Genomic DNA, 12,510 nt, shown 5'->3' on the forward strand with positions numbered 1-12,510 from the left:
CTGTGAGTGACGTGTTTGCCGAGGCGCCGGCGCAGTCCGCCAAGCCGACCGTCTTCTTCGACGGCGTGTCCAGCCGCAAGCGGCAGGTTACGTTGACGCTCGGCGATGCGCTCGAGATATGCGAAGAGGGTGGGACGCCCGTTCGCTGGGCCTATGCCGAGATTCGCCGTGCCGACAGTCCCCCCGGGATCCTGCGCCTGGCCGCGATGTCCGCACCGCCGCTGGCGCGGCTCGAGATCCGTGACGGAGTGCTGGCGGCAGATGTGACCGCGCGCTGCATGCATCTCGACGAGCACCGGACCACGCGCCGCGGTGTCGCAAAGATTGTCGGCTGGTCGGTGGCTGCCGCCGTCTCCATCGTCTGCGTCGTCCTGTTTGGTGTGCCGCTCGCCGCCGATCGTCTCGCACCGCTGGTGCCGAAGCCGGTCGAGCGCCGCATCGGCGATGCCGCCGAAGTGCAGATGAAAACGATCTTCGGCCGCAGCGTCTGCGAAGACCCCGCGGGCAAGGCCGCCTTCACGAAGCTCGTCAACCGCTTGCGCGATGCCGCCGGCCTCGACGACACCATGACGGCGGGCGTGCTGCCGACCTCGGTGCCGAATGCCTTCGCGCTGCCCGGCGGCAAGGTGTTCGTGCTGAAGGGCCTGTTCGACAAGGCCGAAAGCCCCGACGAACTCGCAGGCATTCTCGCCCACGAGCTCGGCCATCTCAAGCATCACGACAACATGCGCGGCCTGATCTACAACGGCGGCACCTCGTTCCTGATCGGCCTGTTGTTTGGCGACGTCACCGGCTCCTCGGCCGTGATCTTCGCCTCGCGCAGCCTGGTCGAGGCGTCCTATTCGCGCGAGGCCGAGACCGGCGCCGACACCTTCGCTATCGAGATCATGCACAAGCTCGGCCGCTCGCCAAAACCCGCGGCTGAGCTGATGTTTCGTATCACCGGCAAGGAGGGGGGCTCCGGTCTTGCCACGATCTTTGCCAGCCACCCGCTGACCGAGGACCGCCTCGCGCGCATGACGAAAGAGGATCGTCCCCCCAGCGGCCCGCCGCTGCTGACCGACAAGGAGTGGCAGGCACTGAAGGGCATTTGCGGCAGCGGGAAGATGTGAGCGGAAAGGAACAATCGCACCAGACCGGCATATCCTCTCTGAGAACGACAGGATGTACCGCATGTCTTACAGTCGCTTCGCCGTGATGATCGCGGCCTCCACGCTGATCATGTTTGGGCTGATGTATCTCAACACGTTCGCCCTGGAGCACGTCTGGTACAGCCAGACCCGGACCTGGATGGCGCTGCTGATGGGCGCCGTCATGGCCGTCGTGATGCTGGCTTTCATGTGGGGCATGTACAGGAACCGTGCAGCGAACATCGCGATTTTGGCCGCCAGCGCCGTGGTGTTTGCCGTTTCGTTATGGCTCGTTCGCAGCCAGCAGACGGTGACCGACGTCGCCTATATGAAGGCGATGATTCCGCATCATTCGATCGCGGTGCTCACGAGCGAGCGCGCGCACATCAGGGATCCCCGCGTTCGCAAGCTGGCTGATGACATCATCGCGGCACAGGTGCGGGAGATCGGCGAGATGAAGCGGTTGATCGCCGAGCTGAAGGAGAAACCGGTGGCGGCAGATGCAAAGGACCTGCCGCCAAGGCCGCCCACCTGACGGCTACTTCGCCGGCGTGGCCGGCGCGTTCGAGCCCGTGGTGACGCTCGGCGCGTTGTTCGGACTGGTCGACGTCGCCTGTGGCCCCACCTCGCGCCCATTGTAGAAGAAGACGGCCGCGACCACGGCGATCACGAAGATCGCACCGATCGCCCAGCCGACCGGGCTGTTGCGGCGTGCTCTGTCGGCCCTGCGGTCGTCATTCTGATAGGTCATCGTGCTCTCCATCGCAAAGCAGGAGAACATCGCGCGATGCAAGCTGTTCCTAAAGTGGTGCGGGGTGGACGCGCAGCATTACCTCGTCCCGTAGGCGCGGTCGCCGGCATCGCCAAGTCCCGGCAGGATGAACCCGTTCTCGTCGAGACCTTCGTCCACCGCCGCCGTCCAGATCGGCACGTCCGGATGCAGACCGCGCAGCCGTTCGAGGCCTTCCGGCGCGCCGATCAGGCAGGCGAGGCGGATGTCCCTGGCGCCGCGCTCCTTCAGCCGGTCGATGGCGGCGACGGCGGTGTTGGCGGTGGCGACCACCGGCGTCACCACGATCGCCAGACGCTCGCTGAGATCGGACGGCGATTTGAAGAAGTACTCCACAGCGGCAAAGCTGTGCGGCTCACGGTAGAGCCCGATATGCGCGACGCGCGCGGTCGGCACCAGGTCCATCATGCCGTCGACGAAGGTGGTGCCGGCGCGCAGCATCGGTACGAACACGAGTTTCTTGCCGGCGATCTTGGCCGAGTGCATCGTCGCCAGCGGCGTCTCGATGACGGTGTCAGCGAGCGGCAGGTCGCGCGTCACCTCATAGCACAGGAGCATGCCGATCTCCTTGATCAGTTCGCGGAACGACTTGGTCGAGATGGACTTGTCCCGCACCAGCGTCAGCTTGTGCTGCACCAGGGGATGATCGACGATCGTGACGCCTTCCATGGGATGCTCCTGAAATTCATCGAGCTGTCATTGCGAGCGTAGCGAAGCAATCCAGGATCTCACCGCGGTGGGGCTCTGGATTGCTTCGCTGCGCTCGCAATGACGCGCGTGGTCGAAAATCTCTATCCATTCTCTAAAAGACGGTGCCGTCGCTGATCACCTTGAGCGGCGGCGATCCATCGGGACGGCGTGCAAATGCGATCGCGCGGCCGGCCGCCCAGGTGCCGCCTTCGAGAATGCTCGCAAGCGGCAAGGTTTCAGGCGTGCGGCCGAGCTTCGCACGAATGCACTCCGCCAATTTGTCGAGCAATGCAACCGTCAGCGCACGCCACTCCACGACGAGCAGCGAATCCACCGCATGCGCGCGCGCGGCATCGGTGGGATCGCGCAGGCGCAGCACCTCATGGTCGACGAACAGCCCGCCGTTGCGGTACTCGGCAAGCCCCGTGAGGCCGTCGATGTCGGTGACATCAAAGCCGGCGCGCTGGAGCGGCTCGATCAGCGAATAGCTCAGCCATTGCGACAGCTTGTGCAAGGGCACGAGGCCCGCGGTCGCGTCATCCGCCTTGATCGCGGGATGGCGCCAGCAATCGCCGAGCGGGACGCCCGCGAGCTCGAGTCGCGAGGGCCAGATCGGTCCGAGCTGGTTCAGCACCGCGGACAGGATCGCGGGCGCGGCGATGGTGGTGCCGAAAGCCTGCGCCGCGATGTGATCGAACAGGCCTCCCGGGCGCGGCGTGTCGTGGAGGCCGAACACCTCCGCACGCTCTGTCGCCAGCTTGCCGAGACGCTGCAGCAGATCGGTGCGCCCCTCGAGGCCGAGCAGCGGATTGGCATCGCTCGCCTGAAAGGCGGAGGTGAGTGCGGGGAGCGGCAGTTTGGCGAGCACATCCGCATCGGCCCTGAATGGCGCACGCGCATCGCGCGCGAGGAGACCGCTCGCGAACATGTCGAGGCTGGCGATCGCAAGCCCCTCGGAGCGGCCGATCGCTTCGCCCGTCGCGGCGTCGCGGTATCGCCACGCAGCGCCTGCGCCGGCATCGAGCAGCACGCTGACGATCGCAAGATCGAACTCCGCGCGCGCCCGCGCGGCGCGATCCGGCCAGGACGCAGCGTCTGCAAGCCGCGCCCAACGGTCGACGCCGCCAAGCACGAAGTGCCTCCACCGCGCGTGGAAGGGGACATCCAGCGTCGGATAGGCTTGTCGCGTCACCGCAAGCACCGCCTCCGCGACGCCATCCATGCGGTCGAGATCGATCGTGAAGTGCGAGAGCCCGCCGGCGAGGCCGATCTCGAGCATCTGCCCCGCCCGCGCGCGGACCGCGCTTGCGGTGAGCAGCGAGCGTGCCTCTCGTTCCAAAGAGTCCGACATCACGCGATCAGTATTTTTCCAGCGAGCGTCCGACCACGCCGTTCACGTCCTGCTCCGGCGCGATGTCGGTCGAGTAATAGCCGGCGGCCTTCTTCGCGGCGATCTCGACATAGGCGTCGGCCGGAATCAGCTCCGGCGGGATCGGCACGCGCTCGACGATGTCGATGCCCTGCGAGGTCAGCGCGTCGTGTTTCATGTCGCTCATCGAGAGGAAGCGGTCGATGCGCTTGAGGCCGAGCCAATGAATCGTATCCGGCATCAATTGCTGGAAGCGCGCATCCTGCACGCCGGCGACGCATTCGGTGCGCTCGAAATAGGCCGCGGCTGCGTCGCCGTCCTCCTGGCGCTTGCGCGCGTTGTAGACCAGGAATTTCGTGACCTCGCCGAGTGCGCGGCCCTCCTTGCGGTTGTAGACGACGAGGCCGAGCCCGCCCTCCTGCGCACCGCGCGCGGATTCCTCGATGCCGTGGATCAGGTAGGGACGGCAGGTGCAGATGTCGGAGCCGAACACGTCGGAGCCGTTGCACTCGTCATGCACGCGGCAGGTGATCCTGGTGCGATGGTCAGGCAGCTTGGTGACGTCGCCGAACAGATAAACCGTGGTGCCGCCGATCGGCGGCAGGAACACTTTCATGTCCGGCCGCGTCACCAGCTCCGGGAACATGCCGGCAGTCTGCTCGAACAGTGTGCGCCGCAGCTCGGTCTCGCCGGTGCCGAAGCGCGCGGCAAGCCCGGGCAGGTGCCACACCGGATCGATCGCGATCTTCACCACGGATACGCTGCCATTGGCATGCACGACCTCGCCGTCGGCGCGCAGCCGCTTTGCGGCCAGCGCCTCGCGGATCTCCGGCAGGTCGAGCCGCGCCCGCGTCACCGCGATGCTCGGGCGGATATCGGCGCCTTCGGCGATCTCCTGGCGGAAGTTCTCGGCGACGAGATGCCCCCAGGGATCGAGCGCCACGATTTTTGTGGGATCGCTCCATTGCTCGAACGGCCCAATGGTCGCGGCGGGAAACGTGTTGGTGAGATCGGGACGCCGTATGGGATCGAGCGCGCCGGCGGAGACGGCGAGCGCGCGGTACATCGCATAGGATCCGCCATGACTGCCGATCACGTTGCGGTCTCCAGCGCGCGACACCGTGCCGACGATCGGCCCACGGGCGCGCGCATCGGTGGCGCCCCAATGGATCGGAAAGGCGGCCTTCCTGCCCGGCTCCGGATGGGAGGTCAGGCGGATGTGGTCGGTACGGTTGGCGCGGCTCATGTCCAGGCTCCCAAAAAGCCAACGGCCCGCCGCTGGGACGGGCCTGGCTCGCTTGCGCTGCCTGACAGGAACAGCGGCGACGCAAGCTCAATCCAACATATTGTAGCGGCCGGCGACGACAGACAAGTTAATCGTGCCGGGCGGCAGGGCCATTTGCGACCAAATTCCTGTCATCAACGGCCCTGCAAAGTTCGCCTTCAGCGCCGGGCGCACGCGCTGGCCAAAGCGCGCAGCTCTGCCGGCGGCATCTGCTTAAGGAATTGAAGTATTTATACTTTTCATGTTTTCAAGGGGTTGTTTATCCTTTCGCTCGGCCAGCGTCGAATCCCGGACTAAACGTGTCATTCGTCCAATCGCAGATCGTCCTTGTCTTGGAGACCCCAATGCCCGCCGCCAGCTACATCGACCCTCGCAACGGAAAACTCTATCCGCTGGACCAGCCGCGCTGGTGCTCGGACGAGCGTACGCCGCTGCTGGTGACGCCCGGTGCCGGCATCTCCCGCGAGGACATCGATGGCCGGACGCGGTCGCTGTGGCGCTACCGGGCGGCATTGCCGGTCGAGATCGCCGATCCGATCTCGCTTGGCGAGGGCTGCACGCCGCTGATCCAGCAAGGTTGGGGTGACCTGCGGCCCTTCTTCAAGCTCGAATGGTTCAATCCGACCGGCAGCTTCAAGGACCGCGGCTCTTCGGTGATGCTCTCCTTCCTGCGGCAGATCGGTGTCGATGCCATTCTGGAGGACTCGTCGGGCAATGGCGGCTCGTCGATGGCAGGGCTTGGCGCCGCCGGCGGCATGCGCGTGAAGATCCTCGCGCCCGCGTCCACCTCGCCGGCCAAGATCGCGCAGGTCCGCGCCTACGGCGCGACGGTGCAACTCGTCGAAGGCCCGCGCGAGGAGTCGGAAGCCGAAGCCATTCGCCAGTCGAGCCAGACCTTCTATGCCAGCCACAATTGGCAGCCGTTCTTCCTCGAAGGCACCAAATCGCTCGCCTACGAGATCTGGGAAGACCTCGGCTTCCGCGCACCCGACAACGTCATCGTCCCCGTCGGCGCCGGCAGCAGCCTCTTGGGGTGCGCCTTCGGCTTCCGCGAGCTGTTGAAGGCCGGGCAGATATCGAAGCTGCCGCGCCTGTTCGCGGCGCAGCCGCTGAATTGCTCGCCGATCGATGCGAGCTTCAAGGCCGGTGTCGATACGCCCGTCGCGCGCGAGGTGCACAAGACCATCGCCGAAGGCACCGCCATCAAGAGCCCGCTGCGCCTGCGCGAGACCATCGCAGCTCTGCGCGAGAGCGGCGGCGCCACCGTCGCGCTCACCGAGGACGAAATCGTCGCCGCCTTGCGCCGTCTCGCCCGCCAGGGCCTGTTCGCCGAGCCGACCAGCGCCAGCGCGGCGGCCGCGCTGGACAAGCTCGCAGCCACTGGTGCGATCAAGCCGACCGAGACTACGGTGGCGGTCCTCACCGGCACCGGGCTGAAGGCCGCGACCACTGTGGCTGATCTGGTGCAATAGGTCGGAGCGGGGCGCCGTTCTTACCCTCCAGAGGAGGGTAAGTACGACCTCACTCCCTCAGGTCATTCACCCGCTTCACCCACGCGCGCACATCCGCGAGCACGGCGGGCAGGACCGCCTTGACCTCAGCCACCGTCATGCCGGCCTTGATGCGGGGATCGTACAGCAGATTGAGAATGTACTGGTCGTAGACGTCGAAATAGCCCATCGAGACGTTGTCGTTGAACATGGTCCACGGCACGCTCGTGGTATCGTTGATGGGCCCGAGCGATTGCAGGAGCTCCTCATAGGCGCAGTCGAGAAAGACGAAATCGCCGTTGTCCACGGTGAGGATGACGTCGGAATGCTCGATCTCGAAATTGTCGTTCTTGCGGAAGCCGGACAGGCATTGCGGGTCGAGCGAGGTGCGGATCTCGCGCGCCTTCTCCGCGCCGTAGAAGCTCGTGATGGTGCGGAAGAGATCGCGGTCGCGCACCAGCTTCACCCGGACGTTCGCCGCTTCGTTGGTGTCGATCATGGCGATGTCGAGATGCTGCACGCGCCTGCCGATGTCGGCCACGACCTTTGCGAGCTGCGTCTTGCGGTCGGCGCGCTCGCTCTCGGCGAACACGCGCACCGGCCCGTCGAACTTGCGGATGCGGTCGACGCGGCCGGCGAGATGATATTCGGCGCCGAATGCCGTCTTCAGGAAGCCTTCGACGATCTCGCCGTCGGTGAAGCTCCTCTTCTCGGCGCGCTGACGCGAGGAGATCGCGGCCAGTTCGCCCGCGGCAGCCATGAGTGCGGTGTCAGGCACCAATGTGAGCGCGGCGAGCGCCAGCAGGGCGATGCGAAGGGCGGGCGAGGACGGAGTGAATGCGCTCATATTTGCCCGACGCTGCCGTATTCACGCCGCGCGCACAAGTCCACAAATCTACGCGCTTTGCCGGTTCCCGCTGCGGCTGTTCGGCTAGTTGTTCAGCACCACCACCGTGGTGCCGACGGCGACACGGCTGTAGAGGTCGGTGACGTCGTCATTGGTCATGCGGAAGCAGCCTGAGGAGACGGCCTGGCCGATCGTCTCCGGCTCGTTGGAGCCGTGGATGCGGTACAGCGTCGAGCCCAGATACATCGCGCGGGCGCCGAGCGGATTGTCGACGCCGCCCTTCATGTGGCGCGGCAGGTCGGGCCGGCGGGCCAGCATCTGCGACGGCGGCGTCCAGTCCGGCCATTCCCTCTTGGCGGTGATCTTGTGCACCCCGCCCCAGCGGAAGCCGTCGCGGCCGACGCCGATGCCGTAGCGCAGGGCTTGGCCGTTGGGGAGAACCAGGTAGAGCCGGCGCTCGCTGGTGTTCACCACGACAGTGCCGGGGGCGTAGTTGCCGTTGTACATGACGGTGGTGCGGGGAACGGGATTTGCGCCGGAACGGAAGAAGTTCGGGCCGCCACCCATGATGTCGCGCGTGTCGAACTCTTCGGCGAACGCGCCCCCCGCCGTGGCCGACAGCAGTGCGATGGCGGCGATCGGCGCGGCAAAAAACCGGATCATTGTCTCCCCCAGAAAGCAATCGATTCAATGAATGCCACAGGCCATATTTGCAGGCATTCCGCAAGCCACGGGCTCGTGAGGGATGCCATGCTCGACGATCGACGTTACCAAATCGGCAACCACAATTTGCCGAGATCCATTAGCCAAACCGGCGCATCGTCGCGCGGGGCAGGGCGGCGATGGCGGCTATTGCTTTGACGGGACGCGCGAACAATGATTGATCGGACTGATATCTGGATATGGCCGGCTACGGGAGCTTTGGAATGAATGGTGCGGAAAGCCTGGTGCGGACGATGGTCAAGGGTGGGGTGGACGTCTGCTTCACCAACCCCGGCACTTCCGAAATGCATTTTGTCGCAGCGCTCGACCGCGTGCCGGGCATGCGCTGCGTGCTCGGCCTGTTCGAAGGCGTGGTGACGGGCGCCGCCGACGGCTATTTCCGCATGAAGGGCACGCCGGCTTCGACCCTGCTGCATCTCGGCCCCGGCCTCGCCAACGGCCTTGCCAATCTGCACAATGCCAAGAAGGCGAATTCCGGCATCGTCAACATCGTCGGCCAGCACGCGGTCTACCACATCGGCTACAACGCGCCGCTGACCTCCGACATCGAGGGCCTGGCCCGGCCGATGTCGTCCTGGGTCCGCACCTCGCCGGATGCCCAATCGGTCGCCGCTGACGGTGCCGCTGCCATTGCGGCCGCCAAGAGCGCACCGCCCCAGATCGCGACCCTGATCCTGCCCGCCGACACCGCCTGGAACGAGGCCGACGGCATCGCCGAGGTTCCGGCCGAGCAGCAGCGCGCGAGCTATTCGCCCCAGGCGGTCGAGCAGGCCGCCAGGATCCTGCACGGCGACGGCGAGGGCACGCTGCTCCTGATGACCGGCAGCGCGCTGAGCGAGCAGGGTCTGGCGCTTGCCGAGCGCATTGCCGGCAAGACCGGCTGCACGGTGATGGGCCCGACCTTCCGTCCGAAGATGGCACGCGGCCGCGGCCGTTTCTCGATCGACCGCATCCACTATGTGATCGATCAGGCCCTGCCCATGCTGGCGAAGTTCCGTCACATCGTGCTGGTCGAATCCGACGATCCCGTGGCCTTCTTCGCCTATCCGAACAAGCCGAGCATGCTCAAGCCGCAGGGCTGCGAGGTCCATCGCATGACCTCCTGGGGCGAGAACTCGGTCGCGGCGCTGGAGGCGCTCGCCGGCGCGGTGAAGGCCAGTGCCAGGGACGTCAAGCCGCAGGCTCTGGCCGAACTGGTCAAGCCGACCGGCGCGCTCACCTTCGCCTCGATCGCGCAGGCGATCGCCTGTGCGATCCCCGAGAACGCGATCATGGTCGACGAATCCCTGACCACCGGCCGCGGCTTCTTCCCGCCGACGGCGGCGGCCGCCCCGCACGACTGGCTCCAGAACATGGGCGGCTCGATCGGCTTCTCCACGCCGCTGTCGATCGGTGCTGCGATCGCCTGCCCGGATCGCAAGGTGATCACCATGGTCGGCGACGGCAGCGCGATGTACACCATCCAGTCGCTGTGGACGCAGGCGCGCGAGAACCTCGACATCGTCACCATCGTGTTCGCCAACCGCATCTACCAGATCCTGCGCGGCGAGTTCGACAATGTCGGCGCGGGCGAGCCCGGCCAGCGCGCCAACGACATGCTCAGGCTCGACCGTCCGACGCTCGATTTCGTCGCGCTCGCTAAGGGCATGGGCGTGCCGGGCCGCGCCGTCACCAATGCCGACGAGTTCAACAAGGCGCTGGCCGAGGCGGTCGCCGAGCCCGGGCCCCGACTGATCGAAGTCCAGATGTAGGAGCGTTGGTTGGCCAGGCTCTCTCTCCATGTCGTCCCGGCGTTCGCCGGGACCCATAACCCCAGGGAGAGGTTTGGCGAAGACTCGGGGTCCGGTACGCGCACCGCGCGTACTCGATAGACCTCGCGGTATGGGTCCCGACACCGAGAATGTGGCGTGCACACGAGTTGGTCGGGAGGCATGATGCAGGCCGAGCTGAACAAGGTGATCGCGGCGCTCCAGGACTTCTACGCCCACGAGGATTTCCTGTTCGAGAAGGACATCGGCGAGCGGGCGGTCACGCACCGCTTCGCCGTGTATCTGGAAAAGCAGTTTTCGGGCTGGTCGGTCGATTGCAACTACGACCGGCTCGGCGAGCGCACGCTGCACCTGCCGCACGGCACCATCATCTCGACCGACGATCATCTCGGCAAGTCGATCTACCCCGATGTCGTCGTGCATCAGCGCGAGATCCCGAACAACCTGCTCGCGGTCGAGATCCGCAAGGCCAGCAATCATACGCCGCTGGAGCATGACGAGCACAAGCTGCGGGCGGTCACCGATCCGAATGTCTGGTTCGCCTACACGATCGGCGTGCTGCTGGTGCTGGATAGAACCGGAGTCACGTTGTCGGACGTCTATTTCGGCGGCGAGCCCGACCGGGCATTGGCGGCGTGGTTTGCCAAGCGGCTGAATGACGCCGGTCTTGCCGGGACCTCGTGAGGGCGCCGGCGAGCGGAACGCAGCCTCGAGGTCCCTGTTGGGTTCGGGCCCGAATTTCCTCGCTCAGAACTTGAAGCTGCTCTGGACGAAGGTGCCGTATCGGTCGACCTGATAGGTCTGCGCCTGCCCCGCTGCTCCGCTCGCAGGTTCGGTGAAGTCGTTGATTCCGGTGTGCCAGTATCGGGCGCCGATTCCGACATTCGCGTTGGGCGTGACAGCGTAGGACATGACCGTCTCGAGCTGGAAGCCATGGCCGTAGCCGCGCGAGGGCTCGGTGCCGAAGGTGAAGTAGTGCGTGTCGAAAGCTCTCACGTCGGAATAGGTGTAGGCGGCATCGACGGTCAGCTTGAGCGCCGGCGTAAACCAGAGATCGGCAACGGCGCCGGCGCGTACGGTGTGCAGGATGTCTCGCTCGGTGATGACCCTGACGTTGCCGGCGAGGACGCCGGCACCTTCGCAGATCTGACCGCCAGACACGGTCTGTCGGCAACCCCATGCATCGGCCAGTTCGCCGCGGTAATGGTAGCCGACAAAGGCACCCAGACGAAGGCGCGGCTCCGCATTGACCGGGTGGGACTCGTAAAAGGAGTAGCCGATATCGAGATTGGCGTAGCCCAGAAAACCGCGGGTCTGGCTCTCCGTCTTTGTGTACGGCCCGTTGAAGAACGGAGGAAAATCCTCGTCGTTCATGGTGCCGCCGGTGATGCCTCCAAATCCCCCGTAGCCCTTCACGAAGAACTTCATGGGGCTGTCGACCCGGAAGAAAACCTCCCCCGAATGCGTGCTCATGTTGTGATAGTCGAGCCGTGAGATGACCGGTGAAGATCGCGAGCCGCTGGTGTGCAAGTCGTAGGCGGTGCGGCCGATACTGTACCAGTACCGCGCACCGACCTCGACCTGCCAGAGATTGAGCGGCTCGGGAGCCCTGACAGCCTTGATCGGCAGATCGGCGGCGATTGCCGGAGTGACGAGCATGAAGAGGCCGGATGCGATGAATGCTGCCTTGTGCACGACGTGCTCAGCCTGCTTGTCCGGATATCCTGCGAATCGGAGTGAAACCTTGCGTCGGATTGTGGTGATTTGCTGCGAAGGGAGCAATCCGCCACCTCGCCCGCGCAGCGGATTTAGGACGGTTGTGATAACTTGGCACCGCACGCGAGAGCCCGGCGCCGATGTCGCTGCGCGCGCGACGGTCGAGAGGTTGATCGCAGCCCACCGCGCGGCGTGCGCTATCACGCACGCCGCCATGTCTTCAGCCGCCGCCCTTCAGTAATGATACGGCTGCGAGTAGGCGTAGCGCGGGTTGATGCCGCAATAGGCCGACGTGCCGGAGGCCGTGGCGGCACATTGCTGGTAGCTGGCGAACTGGCAGTTGCCGGGGTAACCCCAGTGGCGGCCTTGCAGGCAATATCTGTCGTTTGCGGCCTGGGCCGGTGCCGTCGACAATGACGCGGCGATCAAGGTCGCGAACGATGCAAGCGTGAGGATGGTGCGACGCATTTCAATTTTCCTTTCAAGCATGGGGAAGGAACGGCCGTGCCTTGGCGTTCCCGCTGGACTGTCTGATACACGGTCATGCCTATATTGGTGTCCGCGACGCCGGATGCGTTCGAGGTGAGATACATCCTGACGCAGCCGGTGCCGGGCAATGTGATCTCCACCACAGTTCGCGCGCGGGTTCCGAGCTATTCGACGAACTTGCACGCCTCGATCCCGCGGGGCTAGGCTTGCCC

Annotated in this window: 14 protein-coding genes; 6 read left to right on the top strand and 8 right to left on the bottom strand. The window is 65.4% G+C overall.

The window, feature by feature from the left end; genetic code table 11:
• Positions 1-2 precede the first annotated feature (2 nt).
• On the top strand, positions 3-1,112 hold the full coding sequence (locus tag ABIG06_RS19750; protein ID WP_124160564.1) for a M48 family metallopeptidase: 1,110 nt from the start codon (positions 3-5) through the stop codon (positions 1,110-1,112).
• 61 nt (positions 1,113-1,173) lie between these two features.
• Complete coding sequence (locus ABIG06_RS19755) at positions 1,174-1,665, top strand: DUF305 domain-containing protein (protein ID WP_124160565.1); 492 nt, start codon at positions 1,174-1,176, stop codon at positions 1,663-1,665.
• Positions 1,666-1,668: 3 nt separating this feature from the next.
• Here the strand turns inward: ABIG06_RS19755 and ABIG06_RS19760 are convergent, their stop codons facing one another.
• From ABIG06_RS19760 to ABIG06_RS19775, 4 genes are all read right to left on the bottom strand, one after another.
• The gene (locus ABIG06_RS19760) at positions 1,669-1,881 is read right to left on the bottom strand and encodes a hypothetical protein (protein WP_124160566.1); all 213 of its coding nucleotides are present in this window, start codon (positions 1,879-1,881) and stop codon (positions 1,669-1,671) included.
• 78 nt (positions 1,882-1,959) lie between these two features.
• Positions 1,960-2,589 (bottom strand): uracil phosphoribosyltransferase, encoded by a 630-nt coding sequence (upp, locus tag ABIG06_RS19765; RefSeq protein WP_124160567.1) that lies wholly within the window; start codon positions 2,587-2,589, stop codon positions 1,960-1,962.
• Between the two features lie 133 nt (positions 2,590-2,722).
• On the bottom strand, positions 2,723-3,961 hold the full coding sequence (locus tag ABIG06_RS19770; RefSeq protein ID WP_370138284.1) for a URC4/urg3 family protein: 1,239 nt from the start codon (positions 3,959-3,961) through the stop codon (positions 2,723-2,725).
• A 7-nt stretch (positions 3,962-3,968) separates the two neighbouring features.
• The gene (locus tag ABIG06_RS19775) at positions 3,969-5,225 is read right to left on the bottom strand and encodes a GTP cyclohydrolase II (protein WP_124160569.1); all 1,257 of its coding nucleotides are present in this window, start codon (positions 5,223-5,225) and stop codon (positions 3,969-3,971) included.
• Positions 5,226-5,608: 383 nt separating this feature from the next.
• Between ABIG06_RS19775 and ABIG06_RS19780 the strand changes: the two genes are divergently transcribed.
• Positions 5,609-6,736, top strand: coding sequence for a threonine synthase (locus tag ABIG06_RS19780; RefSeq protein ID WP_370138285.1), 1,128 nt, complete (start codon positions 5,609-5,611; stop codon positions 6,734-6,736).
• Between the two features lie 49 nt (positions 6,737-6,785).
• Here the strand turns inward: ABIG06_RS19780 and ABIG06_RS19785 are convergent, their stop codons facing one another.
• Both ABIG06_RS19785 and ABIG06_RS19790 read right to left on the bottom strand, forming a co-directional pair.
• Complete coding sequence (locus ABIG06_RS19785; RefSeq protein ID WP_370138287.1) at positions 6,786-7,601, bottom strand: DUF2927 domain-containing protein; 816 nt, start codon at positions 7,599-7,601, stop codon at positions 6,786-6,788.
• Between the two features lie 84 nt (positions 7,602-7,685).
• On the bottom strand, positions 7,686-8,264 hold the full coding sequence (locus tag ABIG06_RS19790; RefSeq protein ID WP_061878977.1) for a L,D-transpeptidase: 579 nt from the start codon (positions 8,262-8,264) through the stop codon (positions 7,686-7,688).
• 263 nt (positions 8,265-8,527) lie between these two features.
• On the opposite strand from ABIG06_RS19790, the gene ABIG06_RS19795 reads away from it, so the two are divergent.
• Entirely contained in the window at positions 8,528-10,075 is a 1,548-nt protein-coding gene (locus ABIG06_RS19795) for an acetolactate synthase large subunit (RefSeq protein WP_370138288.1), read from the top strand.
• 183 nt (positions 10,076-10,258) lie between these two features.
• Entirely contained in the window at positions 10,259-10,777 is a 519-nt protein-coding gene (locus tag ABIG06_RS19800) for a hypothetical protein (RefSeq protein ID WP_370138289.1), read from the top strand.
• Positions 10,778-10,840: 63 nt separating this feature from the next.
• Here the strand turns inward: ABIG06_RS19800 and ABIG06_RS19805 are convergent, their stop codons facing one another.
• Positions 10,841-11,788 carry a hypothetical protein gene (locus tag ABIG06_RS19805; protein ID WP_370138290.1) on the bottom strand — a complete coding sequence of 316 codons (948 nt, stop codon included), beginning with the start codon at positions 11,786-11,788 and terminating at the stop codon, positions 10,841-10,843.
• A gap of 255 nt (positions 11,789-12,043) precedes the next feature.
• Positions 12,044-12,277, bottom strand: a complete 234-nt coding sequence (locus ABIG06_RS19810; protein WP_124160576.1) for a DUF3551 domain-containing protein — start codon at positions 12,275-12,277, stop codon at positions 12,044-12,046.
• 75 nt (positions 12,278-12,352) lie between these two features.
• Between ABIG06_RS19810 and ABIG06_RS19815 the strand changes: the two genes are divergently transcribed.
• Positions 12,353-12,502 carry a hypothetical protein gene (locus tag ABIG06_RS19815; protein WP_158626738.1) on the top strand — a complete coding sequence of 50 codons (150 nt, stop codon included), beginning with the start codon at positions 12,353-12,355 and terminating at the stop codon, positions 12,500-12,502.
• Positions 12,503-12,510 lie beyond the last annotated feature (8 nt).

The organism is Bradyrhizobium sp. USDA 326 (assembly GCF_049739485.1).
In the GTDB taxonomy this organism is placed as follows: Bacteria; Pseudomonadota; Alphaproteobacteria; order Rhizobiales; family Xanthobacteraceae; genus Bradyrhizobium.